Origin of the sequence: Roseimarinus sediminis (assembly GCF_050433125.1) — a bacterium.
Lineage (GTDB): Bacteria > Bacteroidota > Bacteroidia > Bacteroidales > Prolixibacteraceae > Roseimarinus > Roseimarinus sediminis.
The window spans coordinates 187,817-203,516 of the sequence record NZ_JBNPXV010000007.1 but is presented as its reverse complement, the minus strand read 5'-3'; the positions used below and the strand labels follow the sequence as shown (position 1 = coordinate 203,516).

Here is a 15,700-nt window from a genome sequence, read left to right as displayed (position 1 = left end):
TAATGAACCAGCGGCCATATGAAATGTTTAACAAAGAAAACAACTATGAGAATCAGATTAAGCATCATTATTCTATTGGGCCTGCTCATAAACGCCTGCGATGAGATTGACAAGTTCACACAATTCGAAATGAGCTATCACACCAGCATGGTGGTTCCTGCTTCTACCGGGCTGAATCTGCCCTTCAACTTTCAGAGCCCTGATATAGAAACCAACGCAGAATCGACCTTCGAAGTGAACAATACCCGTAAAGACCTGATTGAGGAAGTGCTTCTCAAAAAGCTGTCACTCAGCCTTACCCAGCCTGAACAAGGCGATCTTGGTTTTCTGAAATCGATTAAAATTTACCTGTCGGCCGAAGGAGAAGATAAAATTTTGCTGGCATGGAAGGATCCTGTTGATTCCAATGCCGGAAAACTGATCGAACTCGAAACCAGCTCAGCCAACCTTGCAGCTTACATCAAAAAGGAAGCATTCAGCTTAAGTTACACCACCGTAAGTGATGAAGTAATCAACAGTGATCATCACATCGACATCGATGCTGTTTTTAATATCGACGCTAAAATATTGGGGCAGTAGGAAGACAATGCTTTCATTTCATCATTAAAAATTGCCGATGGCCGTGCTTTAACGCACTTGTGCTATCTTTGCAACAAACTCAATGCTTATGGATAAAAAAATTGCCATGATCGGTGCAGGAAACCTGGCCACCAGGGTAGCACTTGAACTTCAGAATAAAGGAGTAGAAATTGTTCAGGTTTACAGCCGCACAGTTACTTCGGCATTAACACTGGCCCGAATGCTGGGCTGTAATTATGTAACCCGGCCTGAAAAAATCATTCCTGAAGCTGATATTTACCTCATTTCGGTGAGCGACATGGCCATGGCTGAACTACTCAGCAAGGTCAATTTCAACAACAAGCTGGTGGCTCACACAGCAGGCAGCATTCCCATGAATGAACTAAAAAAATTCTCAAAAAATTACGGGGTTTTTTATCCTTTACAAACCTTTTCAAAATTCAGGGATGTTAATTTTAACAAGATTCCTTTTTGTATTGAAGCCAACACTCCTGATAATGAGGCCACACTTACCGAACTGGCTCAACTGATTTCAAAAGATGTTCGAAGCATAAACTCGGAACAGCGAAAACAACTTCACCTTGCAGCTGTGTTTGCAAGTAACTATGTCAATCACATGTATGCCATTGCCAGTGAACTGGTTCAGGACAAGGACATGGCCTTCGATATTTTGCTTCCGCTAATTGCCGAAACCGCTTCAAAAGTAAAAAGCATGACACCACGTGCAGCCCAGACAGGCCCGGCACTGCGTATGGATAAAAACATCATGAATGAGCACCTGTCCATGTTGTCGAACAAACCAAAGCTCAAAAAGCTTTACGGTCAGCTAAGCGATAGTATTAAAGATTATTACCAACTTCCAAAATAATTCCATGGCATTTTTTAAAGAAGAACTTCTGAATGTAAAAGCATTTGTATTTGATGTTGACGGCGTGCTGTCGAACGATGTTTCGCCGGTCAACGAGCAGGGTGAGCCCATGCGCACTACCAATGTTAAAGATGGTTTTGCATTGCGCAACGCCATCATCAATGGTTATTTCGTTGCCATCATTACTGGCGGCAAAAACGATAGCATCAGGAAGCGCTATCAAAAGCTGGGTATCCAGCACATTTATCTCGATGCCGGAAACAAAGAAAGCTGTTTCGACGAGATGGCAAAGGAACATGGCATTTCGCCTGCTGAAGTAATGTACATGGGCGACGATCTGCCCGATTACAATGTGATGGTAAAAACGGGGATCCCTACCTGCCCTGCCGATGCGGTAACCGAAATTAAATCGATTTCGAAATACATTTCCGACCGAAAAGGAGGCGAAGGCTGTGTGCGTGATGTGATAGAACAGGTGATGAGGGCGCAGGGAAAATGGATCAATCCCGAAGCCCTGAAAAATGCTTCATTTTAAGTGATGCTGAATAAGCGATTAGAAAAATACAGAATTATACTGGCTTCGAATTCTCCCCGGAGGAAACAGTTGCTAAGCGAGCTGGGACTCCATTTTGAAGTGATTACAGGCGATGTCGATGAAGTTTTTCCCGACTCGATGCCGGTGAGTGAAGTGGCTGAATACCTGGCGCGTATCAAAGCCGAACCCTTCCAACATTCGCTCGACAAAAATATGCTGGTCATAACAGCCGATACCATTGTGAGTGTCGACGATCAGGTTCTGGGCAAACCGGCCAATCACGCCGAGGCGACTGCCATGCTCAGCCTGCTATCGGGACGAGCACATCTGGTTTCTACAGGCGTTCATCTGTTAAGTCAGCATCGTACTGCAGCTTTCACAAGCACCACCACCGTTTGGTTTAAAACACTGGAAAAAGAAGAAATTGAATACTATGTCAGCAATTTCCAGCCCTTTGATAAAGCAGGTGCTTATGGCATTCAGGAATGGATTGGCCACATAGGAGTTCAACGCATCGAGGGGTCTTACTTTAATGTAATGGGGCTGCCGGTGCAGCAACTTTACGAAGCCTTGATGAAGTTTTAAAAGTGAAAAGAGTACTGATGTTTTTAGTTAAAAAAATTGTTTACAGCTCGTTAATCAAATACACCAATCTGAATTGCTGCTGATTGTCCATATCGCCATTGGCAAAATGCAAGGACCACATGAATTGACCTTTAATGCGTTCAAAATTAATGGGTGTAAAGTAAAAACGGGTACGCACATAATTACGCGTATTGTTGATGAATAAATCGCCATGCGAAAATTTGTGTTCACTGCCAATCTTGGCAAAGGCTTCCACACCAAAGCCTCTGTAATCGGCTACCAGCTCGGAATACCACGAACTGTTTATTTCAAATTCAAGGCCATTTCCCCTGTTTCGGTAAGCCGAAGTCAAAAGACCGGTTTTCAATGTCAGCACATCGATGGGCAAAAGCTCCGAGAAATCGTAACCCAGTAAAACAGCACTTCCCATATAATCTTCCATGTTTTCGCCAGGTACACGAACTGTTCGACCTGCATTGTGAAACATGTACCAATATTCTTCAAGCAGAAAATTTTTCCAGCTGCTTTTTGCTGTAAAACCTGCCATGAACTGCTCCCTGCGTGTACTGTCCTGACGGCTTACCCAATCGGCAAAAACATCGACTGCCATGTTCTTTTGGTCATAGCTCACCATCAGTCCGTCGATGGTAGGATGAAAGTATTCCACCTTTTCAGAAATAATAGCATATGGATAATCGATGTTTCCCTTGCGTGGAAAAGCACCCATTTTATAGCCCCATGGTCCCTTCTCAACCGAATAGTACAGCAGGGGCTGCATTTTTTGTTCAAACAACTCGCTTCCATATTCGTAAAAATAACTTAGCCCTGCCCTTAAACGGTGAATTGAATCGACCGAAGTTCCGGCAGTAATCGCAATGCGCGAGCCCAAAATCGATTCAGCCTGGCTATAGGGACTAAAGAACTCCCGGTTATCGGCAATGCCATCGTAGCGTATTCCGTATTCGAATTCCTGGGCTTTTGTTGTGAGCGTTAAAACAATGGCTGCAATGAATAACAGTTTTTTTCGGGTCCTAAACATCGTTTGTATTTCAGTAATGAAATGATTTTTCTAGCTTCGTGCTAAAATTAGCCATTCATGATAAATAATGATATTGATAAGAAAAAAAGTTCGCTACTTTTTTTAGGCGGACTGCTTGTATTTACTGTTTTGAATTTTTTCACAGCCGGCACGCTGGGCATTCATTTCGATGAAGCCTATTACTGGTTATGGTCGAAACAGCCTGCAACAGGCTATTTTGATCATCCTCCCATGATCAGCTGGCTGATTGCCATCGGGCAGCTTGTATTTAAAAATGAGCTGGGCCTGCGTCTGCTTGTTATTGTTATGGCCTCGCTGTCGATGCATCTTTTATGGCAAATGGCCCGTACTTATATCAGACAGCCCCTGCTTTTCTGGGCTTTAATATACTCCGTTCTGCTGATCCACCCTTACACCTTCATCGCCACCCCCGATGCACCACTCTTTTTCTTCACAGTGCTATTTTTCTATGCTTACAGGCAGGTACTCGAGAAGCCGGACATATACAGAATTGCAGCCATTGCTTTTGCTTCGGCCATGCTGCTTTATTCAAAATACCATGGTGTACTGGTGCTTGGTTTTACTTTAATTTCAAACCTTAAACTACTTAAAAACAAGAAATTCTGGATTTATGCTGTCCTGCTTATCGTACTCATGCTTCCCCACCTGTTCTGGCAGATAGAAAATCAATTTGCCTCGTTCAGATATCATTTGATCGACAGTCATAAAACCCATTATCGGCTGAGTGTCACCATCGAATACCTGCTTAACCAATTGCTGCTAACCGGCCCCTGGCTGGGATGGATGTTTCTCTACCTCCTGTATAAAGAGAAACCAGGCAGCTCATGGGAAAAAGCTTTAAAACTGACCGGCACAGGCACTTTTGTATTCTTTCTCATAGCCACCTTTTCGGGCGATTTTGAAGCACACTGGACGTTGCTTGCCTTTGTTCCCTTGTTGCTCATCACCTACCGCTACCTTGCAAGCCACCCTGCTTTGCATCGCTGGATTTATATTGGTGGTGGTGTCAATTTTATGATTTTACTCTTAGTCAGAATCATGGTGCTTACTCCGGTGGCCCCGCAGATGAAAGCTTTCCGTTTTTTTTATGCATGGGATGCCGATGCAGACATGATTCAGGAGGCAGCCGGTGAGCATCCGGTAATTTTTCAGGATAACTGGAACAAAGCAGGCCGTTATGGCTGGTTTACCGGGCAAAGCCAAATCAGTAACCTCAACTCGGCCCTGCACCGCCGCAACCAGTTCGACCTGTGGAACCGCGATGAACAGCTAAAGGGACAAACGGTGGTGGTCGTTTCATCTGACAGCACCCAGTTTGAGACAGCGCAAAAGCTGGAAACGCCCAAAATGGTCTGGTACTTGAAAACCATGCCCAACTTCCATAGTTTTTATGATCTAAGCTTTGACCTGTTGGAATATACACTGGCTGACGGGGTATACAGCTTCGCAGTTCAGTTGAACAATCCCTACCCCGAAAAGATTATTTTTGGAGAGGATGGGCATCGTGCCGTTTTTCAGTTGTACAGGAAAAACAACAGTCGCTGGACATTGGAAACGGAACATGAAATTGAGACACTAAGTCTTTCTCCAAATGGAAGTCAACCCTACTCAGGCCGGTTTTGTTTACCTGACGACTGGCAGCAAAGCGAGCTTTACCTCATGCTTCGGATTGGTGAGCTGAATCCAATACCGGTTAAATACCTGCTAACAAACTAAGCCATCGAAATAATTGGGAAGATAATGCTTTACCCTATGATTACTGTACACCACAGGCACATGAAAAAAGCGCTTGTCTGACAAGAATCAAACAAGCGCTTTCTATTTTGTTGTACAATTAACTATTTCTTGGTTTCCAGAAAACCGTGAAAACGGGTAGCGTCAATTCCACTGATCATATCTACTCCGGCAGTGTACATCACTTCCCAGATGGCCTCATCATCGGGAAGATTGTAAACCCTTACCTTTTTACCTTGATCGTGGGCCTTATTAACAATGTCCTTAAATGATTTGTATTCGTCGAAAGGCATTTTACCTACTCCGTTCCAATCGAGTTCTTCTTCAAAATCGATTCCGATAAGCGGCATCATCTTGTTGTCGTAGTTCTTATCTAAATCGGCAACACTTCCCTGGGCGGCTACAAAACAAACTCTTTCCTGCTGGAAAGTACGCATGGGTGCATTTCCCACAAAGATAACCTTTAGTTTGCCTTCGTGCCACTGAGGTCCCACACGGTAGGTTAACATTTCGTGGTAGGGACTCAGTTGTTCCCATACCTGGTAATAAGTCTTCTTTGGATCGTATTTGATGTTCAGAAAAAGATACATCTCATCATCAAAGTTGGGATGAACCTTGCCCTGATTCTTTTTATACTGGCTGTAAATTGGCAACAAATACGTCGAACGGAGCGTAGGCCGTGTATGATTTGCACTATCGGGCATTTGAGAAGTTACATACACTTCGCCATAGATGTACATAATTTCGGCTTCGTAATGAACCACGCCCTTTGTAAATGTTGGCCAAATTTCCTTATCAGTATTAAATTCCTGCGTTGAAACAAAATTTGGCATCAGCTGAATCTGTGCATTTACCCTTAAACTCCCCAATATTGAGAACAATAATGCAAAAAATAATATTCTCTTCATTCTCTTCTGTTTTTAAAGCTTCCAAATTTAGTAATTTCTTTGGCAAATAAAATTTTTTTTTCAAAAGCACAGTATTCCTCTGACACAGAAACAGTACAATCGCCTGTTCATATCAAATTCTAAGCACCAGTTCGTCGATACCCTTTCGCATCTTTACAGGAATATCAGAACTTGTTGGATATCCCACAGGAACCATTGCAACAGGTATTTCGTCATCGGCAAGTTGCAACACCTGGCTTAATGCTTCCAAATCGAAATTACAAACCCAACAGGTTCCTAGGCCCATTTCGGCAGCCTGGAGCATCAGATGGTCGATGAACAAGGCTGCATCAATGTCGGTATGATCCTTTGAATCGACGGCTCTTTTCCAGCCCATTTTGTGCAATCCTACCACAACAAAAATGAGCGGTGCACTTTTAATCCAGTTACGGTGGTAACAGCTTTTTACTGCATCGAGCTTACTATCCGATTCAACCAGATAGATTCGGTAAGGTTGAAAATTAACTGCCGAAGGTGCTTTTCGGGCCGTGTCTAGCAATTTCTCAATTGCCGCTTCTTCAACTTTTCGTGGGCTAAAATCCCTGACAGCATAACGCTGTTTCACCAGTTCTGAGAATTCCATCGTCGTATTTTTTTAAATTGATATTGTAATTTTCTGTTTTTTCAAATGTACCAACATTGTATCATAAAAATCAATTTTATTAGCTGTTAATTGATATTGCCTCCTCATAAGCTGTACTCCCCATTATTTTTTATTATTTTCGAACGCAGTTAATAATTAAGACGATCAGGAATGCTTAAATTGCCAGGGCTACTCATATTCATCTTCATCATTGCTTCGGCTGCCGGCCAGCAAGCACCTGATTACAAAATCCTTCCCGACTCGGTCGATATTAATGAGCACGAACAATTAATCGAACTCATATCAGTACTTGCGATTGAAGAAAGATATCCTGAAGCAAAACAGGTGCTTGACCTTGCTTCGGAGGAAATCAACAAGCAGGATGATTTGCATAACTGGTGCAGGTTGCAATACTATCTGGCCGATTATTATTTTTACAATGAATCGTATAAAAAGGCCAGCGATTGTTTTGAGCAAATTATACCACTTTTTCGCGAGCTCAACGACACCCTGTTGCTAATCAGTTCGATGAATGGAATGGGACTGATTGCCGAATACCGTCAAAACAACCAGGATGCACTAAAATATTACCTCGACATACTTAAGGTAATCGATCAGATTAAGCATAAAACTGAAGACATTAAGTATGAAGAAATGGCCGTAATGGTAAACATCGCCAATTTGTACAATGCCTCACAAAATTACGAGGAGCTGCTCGAATTCGCCCCCAAGGTCATCAAAATGGCTTTGGAAATAAACGACAGCCTGGCCTTGGGTGCAATGTACAATGCCATGGGGATAGCCTGCAAAGCCCTGGGCAGCTACCAGGATGCCATTGAACACTACCGTAAAACTGCTTCAATTTATCTTGAAAGCAACGATCCACTACGATATTACATTGTATTGAATAATACAGGGGCCTTATACAATGATCTGGAAATGCCCGATTCTGCTTTGTTTTATTACAAACGTTCGCTTTCAGGATTTCAGGAGTATAATTTTTCAAATGGATTAACCAAGACAAAACTTGGTTTGGCCCGAATTTACCTGCAACTCGACCAGCCCGACAGCGCCCGGCAGCTATACCGCCAGGTGGTCGATTCGTCCGAAGTTTATCACCTGTACGATACCGAACTGGATGCCCTCTTCGATTGGTCAGAACTTGAATTCGGGCAGAAAAATTATGAAAAGGCCTATCACTTGCTTTTGAAGTACAACTTCCTTGCAGACAGTGTATTTACACTTGAAAAAGAACAAAGATATGCTGAACTTTTAACGCAATATGAGTCCACATTGCAGGAAAATGAAATTAATCAGCTCAAAACAGAGAAACTGGCGCAGGAATTTGCCCTTGATAAGAATTTATTGCGAATAAAAATTGCCACTGCATTCATTGCCCTGCTGTTATTTACGCTTTATATTACCTTACGATTCAATCATCAACGCAGAAAGGCAAACGAACAGTTGCGTAATAAAAATCAACAAATTGAAAGGCAAAACCAGCATCTTACCAACATGAACAAGCGAATTGCCAACATCAATAAAGAACTTGAAAAATCGAAAGCCAGCCTGTTGGCATCGAACAGTGCCAAGAGCCGCTTTTTCTCCATCCTCGCTCACGATTTACGCAATCCACTGCACAATGTGAGAGGCATGTCATCGCTGCTTTCCGATCGCTATGACGATCTGAGTCCCGAAGAAAGAAGACATTTTGCCGGCGACATTCACCAGTCGTGCGAAAAAGTGAATCGCCTGCTCGAAAACCTGCTCGACTGGAGCCGGACACAAACCGGCAGCATCGAATTCAATCCTGAACAACTTAATCTGTATCATGTAGCTTCTAATGCGGTTGGCGTCCTTCAAAACAGTGCCAACAACAAGGCCATAAGTATTGAAAACCTGATTGATCAAAACATCTTTTTTACTGCTGATAAGGCAATGCTCGAAACCTTATTCAGAAATCTGATCAATAACGGAATTAAATTCACCCCAACCCGGGGAAGCATAAAGCTGGAAGCCAAAGCCGGTCAGGATTCCATTCGGGTAAGCATAGCCGACAACGGGGTGGGCATTCATGAAGAACACCTGAAGCGCATCTTCGATATCGATGCAAACTTTAAAACACCTGGTACGCATAACGAAAGTGGCAGCGGATTGGGTCTTGTTATCTGTAAAGAGCTGATTGCTTATCACCAAGGTAAAATTTGGGCTAAAAGCAAACCCGGAAAAGGATCTGTTTTCTACTTTGAATTACCGCTTGAATCAAAGTCGAAAAGTTGAAATGATTACCATTTTTTCTTCATTGGTTTTACTACCATCTCATTTTTGCACCCGGGACACAAATAAATTTCACACGAAACGCAGGCAAAACAATTGGAACAACTTCTTCTCAAATCATCTTTATCGTAAACCATTCCGCAATGTTCGCACTGAACCAATCGATCAGCCTTTTTTTGTTCTTGTTCATTCATTGTTGTCATGCACTGTTAAAATCCTGTTCACATTCAAAGCATCTGTCGGTTCATAAATGACGAATCAACTCAATACGCGATTCACTTGCAGGTTCTCTTTCTACAAAACCAATGATTGTAAAATTTCGTTTTAGTGCAAAACGCAACATCCCGACATGTCGGTTTCGCGTTTTCATTCTGATGGCATTAAAAAACATTCTTTCCGCCTGTACTACCAGCTCATCGAGCAAGGCAGAAGCAACCCCCATGTTGCGATAAGGTGGCAATACACCTCCCAGCCATGAATAAACCGATCCATCGAAGTAACGATTGTAGGCCAGTTTACAGCCTATGGGTTTCCCCGCAAATTCGGCAAGCAACAAAATAGCCCCGGGTTGATTCAGGCGCCGAAGTAACACGGCTTCATCAAAAGATGCATCCAATTCAGGCAAGTGATTGAGCACCTTCAAAAGCAAATTCAGCTCGCTAATTTCAATTCTCCTGATGCGAATTCCCATAAAACACTTTAAAAATGCTTGTTAATTTCTGGCAAAACTAAACAGTTATTTTTGATTTTTTAACAAGCTCCTCTTTCAATCTAAAATAAAACGGCTTAGTTTAGCTCAAAACCATCGTCGATGAAAACAGGCTTTTTCCTATTGATACTTGCCACGCTGATTTATCAAACGGCCAACTCCCAAACGCGTATTTACATCGAGGGCGTGGTAAGCGATGCATCGAATGGCGATCCCCTGCCCTTCACCAACATCCATTTTGCCGGCAGTCCTTCGGGAACCATTACTTTACCCGATGGAAGCTTTAGTGTAAGCACCGACCTTGTTCCCGACACCATGATTGTTTCGGCTGTTGGTTATGAGAAAAAAATGATTCCTATTCGCAGTTATGAGAATCAAAACATCGATGTTTCCCTCCAGGCGGTTGATATCGAATTACTTGAAGTATTGATTACCCCGGGTGAAAACCCTGCCATCAGAATCATGAAAAATGTAATCGATGAAAAGGAAAACAACAATCCGATGAAAGCCGCTTCGATTGCCTGTAACACCTACACAAAAATTATGGTGAATGCTTTAAATGACCGAAAACCCGATTCGCTTAGCGGAAATAAAAAGGAGGTTCCTGTATATTTTTCTGAAAAACTATCACAAAACCTGATACAGCAAGATCCCTATTTGGAAAAGGGACAAATTTTAGCAGAAAAACAGGATGGCCTTGGTTTTTTAAATGAGTTAAGCATCATCGGCTACTCAAACAATCTCAGCCTGGGTTATAATTTTTACGATAATGTGGTGGAAATCCTCGACAAGCCTTTTATCAGCCCGCTAAACAGCCGTGGCTTTATGTTTTACCGCTACTATCTCGAAGACAGTATCACAAGCTCATTCGGAAAAGAATATCTGATTAGTTTCAAACCGCGTAATGAACGCGACCTGGCTTTTACCGGTCATATGAAGGTAATTGACGATGTATGGAGTTTGAGTGAAATCAGCCTCTCCATACCCGAAACAGCCAATCTTAATTATGTAAATCGATTAAAAATCTATCAAAGTTTTCAGGAAGTAAACGATTCACTTACTTTCTTTCACATCAACGATACCGAGGCAGAACTCAAACTGACCAAAGAACAGGCATTTGCAGGCATTGATTTTACAGCCCGGGTAAAAAAGCGATCGGTCTACAGCGATGTAGTGCTTAACTTTCAAACAGTGAGCGAAGGCAGCGAGACACAGATATGGCAACAGATCGATCCGCGCAAAGAACTGCGTTCAGAAAAAAACATGCTTTCACTGCTCAGGCCTGAGTCACTTTCACAAAATGAAATCAGTGCCTTATCCACCATCGACTCGCTCAATAACGACTGGCGGATCAAGTCGGCCGATGCCCTGTCAAAAATGTTTATTACCGGCTACATACCAGGAAACATCATCGATTTAGGCCCTTTCCTCGAATTGGTAAAATACAATAAGATTGAAGATTATCGCTATACTTTTTCAGCCCGCACCAGTGCCGGGTTTACAAAAAATGTGATGCTTTACGGCCATGTAGGCTATGGTACCGGTGATAATGAATGGAAGTACGGTGGAGGGCTACAATTTAAACCCAAAGCCGATTTACGAAGACTCATCACCCTTGAATACCGCAACGATCTGTCACGCATTGGTGACAACCGCAGCATTTTTCTAATCAAGGAAAATATGATGGTTAGTGGTGAAGACAATGTAATCGCTTCCATCTTCACCAACTCACCGCTCGATAAACTATCGCGCGAAGAGCGTTTCAGCATTGCTTACGAGCATGAATGGAAAACAGGCCTGACCACCTACAGCGGTTTCGACCGGAAAACAATTCATAGTGGAATCTACCTGCCTTTTATTCACGGTGGAAATCCGCTTGAACAGTTCACGATTAATGAAGCCATGCTGGGCCTGCGCTTATCGTGGCAGGAGAATTTCACCGACAATTACTGCCGTCGTTACTATCTTACCACCCGTTACCCAATAATTAATCTGCGAATAAGGGCAGGTCAATACCAGCTTGAACAACTTGAAAATAACTACCTCACAGCACGCGCAGTCATTAATCACGATGTCAATTTTGGCCAGACCAAATTTGAGTATGTCATTGAAACGGGACTCACCCTGGGCGACGTCCCCTTTCCCATGCTCGAAGTAAGTCGTAGCGACCAGTCACTGGGTTATGCCCTGTATTCATTCAATATGGTCAACGAAATGGAGTTTGTATCCGATCGTTTTGCCAGCATCATGGCACAATACCATCTCAACGGCCTGGTGTTTAACCGCCTTCCTTTGCTAAAACAACTGGGCATACGCGAAGTATTCAGTGGTAAAGTACTTTGGAGTCATCTTGGATCCGGACATTCACAAATTCTTCAGCTGCCCGACAATACTTTTGACGCCCGCCTTCCCTATATGGAACTAAGTGCAGGCATAGAAAATTTCTTCCAGTATTTCCGTTTCGATGTAGTTTGGAGAATGAACTATCTCGATCACCCCGGAGTCAATCCGATCGGTATCAGAGCACGTTTCGATGTCAATTTCTAAATTCGCTGCAATTATTTATCAAAATGAAAAATGAAAATCTTATTTTTCCCGACATTTCCTGTTAATATTTATAATTTTGCAACAATCATTAAAAAATAAATGAAATACCTGGAACACGATTTTGTTATAGTTGGAAGTGGTTTGGCTGGTTTAACAGCTGCTTATTATGCATCCAGGTATGGCAATGTTGCAATCATTACCAAAGCCGGACTCGACGTAAGTAACTCATATTATGCACAGGGAGGAATTGCGGCAGCCATTCACCCCGACGACAGCCCTGAAGATCATTTAAACGACACACTGATTGCCGGTAGGGGACTGTGCGAGCACGATGCTGTTGAAATTCTGGTCAGTGAAGGACGCGAAAGAGTGCTCGAACTGATTGAAATGGGCATGCATTTCGACAAGGAAAACGGAGCTTATGTGCTGGGGCTTGAAGGCGGACATTCAAAACGCCGCATACTTCACTCGGGAGGTGCTTCAACCGGCCGCGATCTGACCCGCTTCATGGTCGAGAAAGTAAAAGAATTGCCCAATGTAACAGCTTATGAGCACTATAAGGCGGTTGAGCTATTTGTTGAAAATGGCAAAGCCTGTGGTTTAAAGGCCATCTGTTTCGACGACATGGGCACTTACAATTTCAGAAGCAATGCCTTTATTCTGGCTACGGGAGGGCTTTCAAGGCTTTTTCAGCGAAGCACCAATCCATATACTGCTACCGGCGACGGAATTGCGCTTGCCTGGAACAGCGGTGCCAAACTGGTTGACATGGAATTCATTCAGTTTCATCCTTCAGCCCTGATGATTCCCGGGCAGAATGCATTTTTGCTGAGTGAAGCCATTCGCGGCGAAGGGGCTTACCTGCTCGATAAGAATGGCAAACGCTTTATGCAGGAAATTCATCCCCTGGCCGAACTTGCCCCCCGTGATACCGTAGCCAGTGCCATTTATCAGCAAATGAAAAAGGACAATACAGCCAATGTATACCTTTCGTTGCAGCACCTCGATGCCGAATACATCAAAACCCGTTTTTCGGTCATTTACGACGAAATACGAAGTAAGGGCATCGATATCACCAAAGACAACATTCCCATTGCACCCGCTGCCCATTACATGGTTGGAGGCATACAAACCGGCCTGCATGGTGAAACCAACATCGATGGGCTTTGGGCCTGTGGCGAGGTGGCATCGACCGGAGTAATGGGAGCCAACCGACTGGCCAGCAACTCCTTGCTCGAATGCCTTGTTTTTGGAAAACGCGCAGTAGAACATGCAGCCCCCGGAATTAACAGGGCTAAATGTCACTTCGACACCCGTCCGATTGTTTACGACTATGATCATGTTGATACCTTTTTATATTATAAAAATGCAATCTCCGACATCATGTCGAAATATGTCAGTCTGGTGCGCGAAGGCGAAGAACTCAAAGCAGCTTTGAGCAAACTGAAAGAAATACACGAAAACTTCAGGGAACAAAGTACTGAATACAACTATGCAAAAGTCAACAACATCACCAATATCAGTTTTCTGATTGCCCGCTCTGCCCTGCTTCGCGAAGAGAGCCGGGGTGGCCATGTGCGCAGCGACTTTCCTGATACCCATCCCGAAATGGAATACCACATTGTACAGCAACGCAACAGGGAACCCGAAAAACAAGCAGTAAAAAAATGAACAATACATTCTTACAAGCCATTGAAACCATCATCAATGAAGGTTTTGTTGAAGATATAGGAAGCGGTGATCTGACCAGTGATTTGCTCATTGCTCCTGAAACGAAAACAACCGCGGTACTCATTGCAAAAGCCGATGGAGTAATTGCCGGCTTGCCGGTTGTTGAAGCGGTTTTCAAACGTCTTGACAAGGACGTAAAATTCAGCATTGAGAAAAATGACGGACAAACAGTTCAAACAGGCGAACTGATTGCCAGTATCAGTGGCAGCTATCGTGCACTGCTTACCGGCGAAAGACTGGCGCTTAATTTTCTGCAGCGCATGTCGGGTATTGCAACGGAAACTGCCCGTTATGTAAAAGCTGTTGAAGGATATAAAACAGAAATACTTGACACCCGAAAAACAGCCCCTGGTCTGCGTTTGCTCGACAAATATGCCGTGAAAACAGGTGGAGGAACCAACCATCGCATGGGCCTATACGACATGGTAATGATCAAAGACAATCATATCAGCGTAGCAGGCGGTATCACAAAAGCCATAGAAGCCATCAGGCCTAAAATTGAAGCCGGAATACAAATTGAAGTGGAAACCACCACACTCGACGAAGTAAAAGAAGCACTTGCGGCCCGTGCCGACATCATCATGCTCGACAACATGGACACAGCAAGCATGAAAAAGGCGGTTGAACTCATTGCAGGGCGTGTAAAAGTTGAAGCATCGGGCAATATGACCCTCGAAAGAGTTAAAGAAGTAGCAGCAACCGGCGTCGACTATATTTCTATCGGAGCTTTAACCCACTCGGTAAAAGCCCTGGATATCAGCCAAAAAATTGCAGAATAAAATTCAGAAGATGAATCTGATTATCGACATAGGCAATACCCGTACCAAGATAGCCATCTTCAAAAAAGAGGAAATGCTGGTACGTTTTACTACCGACACCTTAATGCTGTCCGATATCGATCAGTTGCTTAGTGATTACCCCGAAATTCAATGTGCCATCGTATCTTCAGTCAGAACGCACATTGGCTCACTCATTCACCACTTACAGACCAATCTGGGTTTTGTTATCGAACTGAACCACAACACCCCGCTACCTGTTAAGAATTGCTACGAAACGCCCGAAACACTCGGTAAAGACAGGATTGCAGCTGCGGTTGGAGCCAACCATCTTTATCCCAACACCGACCTGCTCATCATCGATGCAGGGACGGCAGTAACCTACGACCATGTAAACAAAAAAAATGAGTATCTTGGCGGCTTCATTACACCCGGACTTGCAATGCGTTTCAGGGCCTTGCACGAATTCACCGACCGTCTGCCACATCTCAAGCCCGGCATGCCCGATGTTCACAGCGGTAGTTCAACCAACGATGCCATTTTGGGCGGTATTCAACTTGGACTTGAAGGAGAACTGATCCGTATCATTAAGCATTTTGCGGATGGCAAAAGTGATTTAATAATTATTTTAACTGGTGGAGATACAAACTATTTTGAAAAATTGCTAAAAAATTACAAATTTGTAGCCCTTGAAATCACACTATTAGGCTTAAACACCATACTAACAACCAATTACACACAATTACAAAACGAACAATAAAATGTTGGC

At 43.4% G+C, this 15,700-nt stretch carries 14 protein-coding genes; 10 read left to right on the top strand and 4 right to left on the bottom strand.

What is annotated here, in order from left to right:
- Window positions 1-45 precede the first annotated feature (45 nt).
- The 4 genes from FHS86_RS11085 (at window position 46) to FHS86_RS11070 (ending at window position 2,567) form a co-directional block, all read left to right on the top strand.
- Window positions 46-579: a hypothetical protein gene (locus FHS86_RS11085; RefSeq protein WP_429413283.1), complete on the top strand. Its 534-nt coding sequence runs from the start codon at window positions 46-48 to the stop codon at window positions 577-579.
- 88 nt (window positions 580-667) lie between these two features.
- Window positions 668-1,447: a Rossmann-like and DUF2520 domain-containing protein gene (locus FHS86_RS11080; RefSeq protein WP_429413281.1), complete on the top strand. Its 780-nt coding sequence runs from the start codon at window positions 668-670 to the stop codon at window positions 1,445-1,447.
- Between the two features lie 4 nt (window positions 1,448-1,451).
- Window positions 1,452-1,982, top strand: a complete 531-nt coding sequence (locus FHS86_RS11075; RefSeq protein WP_429413280.1) for a KdsC family phosphatase — start codon at window positions 1,452-1,454, stop codon at window positions 1,980-1,982.
- 3 nt (window positions 1,983-1,985) lie between these two features.
- Window positions 1,986-2,567 (top strand): Maf family nucleotide pyrophosphatase, encoded by a 582-nt coding sequence (locus FHS86_RS11070; protein WP_429413278.1) that lies wholly within the window; start codon window positions 1,986-1,988, stop codon window positions 2,565-2,567.
- Window positions 2,568-2,607: 40 nt separating this feature from the next.
- On the opposite strand, the gene FHS86_RS11065 is transcribed toward FHS86_RS11070, so the two are convergent.
- A complete protein-coding gene (locus FHS86_RS11065) occupies window positions 2,608-3,606 on the bottom strand; it encodes a hypothetical protein (RefSeq protein ID WP_429413276.1) in 999 nt (332 codons plus the stop codon).
- Window positions 3,607-3,663: 57 nt separating this feature from the next.
- Here FHS86_RS11065 and FHS86_RS11060 point away from each other — a divergent pair, with 57 nt between their 5' ends.
- The gene (locus tag FHS86_RS11060; protein ID WP_429413274.1) at window positions 3,664-5,343 is read left to right on the top strand and encodes an ArnT family glycosyltransferase; all 1,680 of its coding nucleotides are present in this window, start codon (window positions 3,664-3,666) and stop codon (window positions 5,341-5,343) included.
- 122 nt (window positions 5,344-5,465) lie between these two features.
- Here FHS86_RS11060 and FHS86_RS11055 read toward each other — a convergent pair whose 3' ends face one another.
- Both FHS86_RS11055 and FHS86_RS11050 read right to left on the bottom strand, forming a co-directional pair.
- Window positions 5,466-6,269 (bottom strand): PI-PLC domain-containing protein, encoded by an 804-nt coding sequence (locus FHS86_RS11055; RefSeq protein WP_429413272.1) that lies wholly within the window; start codon window positions 6,267-6,269, stop codon window positions 5,466-5,468.
- 112 nt (window positions 6,270-6,381) lie between these two features.
- A complete protein-coding gene (locus FHS86_RS11050) occupies window positions 6,382-6,891 on the bottom strand; it encodes a nitroreductase family protein (RefSeq protein ID WP_429413270.1) in 510 nt (169 codons plus the stop codon).
- A 171-nt stretch (window positions 6,892-7,062) separates the two neighbouring features.
- On the opposite strand from FHS86_RS11050, the gene FHS86_RS11045 reads away from it, so the two are divergent.
- A complete protein-coding gene (locus FHS86_RS11045) occupies window positions 7,063-9,171 on the top strand; it encodes an ATP-binding protein (protein WP_429413268.1) in 2,109 nt (702 codons plus the stop codon).
- Window positions 9,172-9,412: 241 nt separating this feature from the next.
- Here the strand turns inward: FHS86_RS11045 and FHS86_RS11040 are convergent, their stop codons facing one another.
- The gene (locus tag FHS86_RS11040) at window positions 9,413-9,859 is read right to left on the bottom strand and encodes a GNAT family N-acetyltransferase (RefSeq protein ID WP_429413266.1); all 447 of its coding nucleotides are present in this window, start codon (window positions 9,857-9,859) and stop codon (window positions 9,413-9,415) included.
- Window positions 9,860-9,979: 120 nt separating this feature from the next.
- Here FHS86_RS11040 and FHS86_RS11035 point away from each other — a divergent pair, with 120 nt between their 5' ends.
- From FHS86_RS11035 to FHS86_RS11020, 4 genes are all read left to right on the top strand, one after another.
- Complete coding sequence (locus tag FHS86_RS11035) at window positions 9,980-12,424, top strand: DUF5686 family protein (protein ID WP_429413264.1); 2,445 nt, start codon at window positions 9,980-9,982, stop codon at window positions 12,422-12,424.
- Window positions 12,425-12,523: 99 nt separating this feature from the next.
- Entirely contained in the window at window positions 12,524-14,095 is a 1,572-nt protein-coding gene (gene nadB, locus FHS86_RS11030; protein ID WP_429413262.1) for an L-aspartate oxidase, read from the top strand.
- Window positions 14,092-14,934, top strand: a complete 843-nt coding sequence (gene nadC / locus FHS86_RS11025; protein WP_429413261.1) for a carboxylating nicotinate-nucleotide diphosphorylase — start codon at window positions 14,092-14,094, stop codon at window positions 14,932-14,934. The genes nadB and nadC overlap by 4 nt, the downstream gene beginning before the upstream one ends.
- A 10-nt stretch (window positions 14,935-14,944) precedes the next feature.
- Window positions 14,945-15,691, top strand: a complete 747-nt coding sequence (locus FHS86_RS11020) for a type III pantothenate kinase (protein ID WP_429413259.1) — start codon at window positions 14,945-14,947, stop codon at window positions 15,689-15,691.
- Window positions 15,692-15,700 lie beyond the last annotated feature (9 nt).

What these genes read in the sequence shown, in the direction of transcription:
- FHS86_RS11085 (WP_429413283.1), top strand. Translation starts at nt 46, where the DNA reads ATGAGAATCAGATTAAGCATCATTATTCTATTGGGCCTGCTCATAAAC.
- FHS86_RS11080 (WP_429413281.1), top strand. Translation starts at nt 668, where the DNA reads ATGGATAAAAAAATTGCCATGATCGGTGCAGGAAACCTGGCCACCAGG.
- FHS86_RS11075 (WP_429413280.1), top strand. Translation starts at nt 1,452, where the DNA reads ATGGCATTTTTTAAAGAAGAACTTCTGAATGTAAAAGCATTTGTATTT.
- FHS86_RS11055 (WP_429413272.1), bottom strand. Translation starts at nt 6,269, where the DNA reads ATGAAGAGAATATTATTTTTTGCATTATTGTTCTCAATATTGGGGAGT.
- FHS86_RS11070 (WP_429413278.1), top strand. Translation starts at nt 1,986, where the DNA reads ATGCTGAATAAGCGATTAGAAAAATACAGAATTATACTGGCTTCGAAT.
- nadC (WP_429413261.1), top strand. Translation starts at nt 14,092, where the DNA reads ATGAACAATACATTCTTACAAGCCATTGAAACCATCATCAATGAAGGT.
- FHS86_RS11065 (WP_429413276.1), bottom strand. Translation starts at nt 3,606, where the DNA reads ATGTTTAGGACCCGAAAAAAACTGTTATTCATTGCAGCCATTGTTTTA.
- FHS86_RS11040 (WP_429413266.1), bottom strand. Translation starts at nt 9,859, where the DNA reads ATGGGAATTCGCATCAGGAGAATTGAAATTAGCGAGCTGAATTTGCTT.
- FHS86_RS11020 (WP_429413259.1), top strand. Translation starts at nt 14,945, where the DNA reads ATGAATCTGATTATCGACATAGGCAATACCCGTACCAAGATAGCCATC.
- FHS86_RS11045 (WP_429413268.1), top strand. Translation starts at nt 7,063, where the DNA reads ATGCTTAAATTGCCAGGGCTACTCATATTCATCTTCATCATTGCTTCG.
- nadB (WP_429413262.1), top strand. Translation starts at nt 12,524, where the DNA reads ATGAAATACCTGGAACACGATTTTGTTATAGTTGGAAGTGGTTTGGCT.
- FHS86_RS11035 (WP_429413264.1), top strand. Translation starts at nt 9,980, where the DNA reads ATGAAAACAGGCTTTTTCCTATTGATACTTGCCACGCTGATTTATCAA.
- FHS86_RS11050 (WP_429413270.1), bottom strand. Translation starts at nt 6,891, where the DNA reads ATGGAATTCTCAGAACTGGTGAAACAGCGTTATGCTGTCAGGGATTTT.
- FHS86_RS11060 (WP_429413274.1), top strand. Translation starts at nt 3,664, where the DNA reads ATGATAAATAATGATATTGATAAGAAAAAAAGTTCGCTACTTTTTTTA.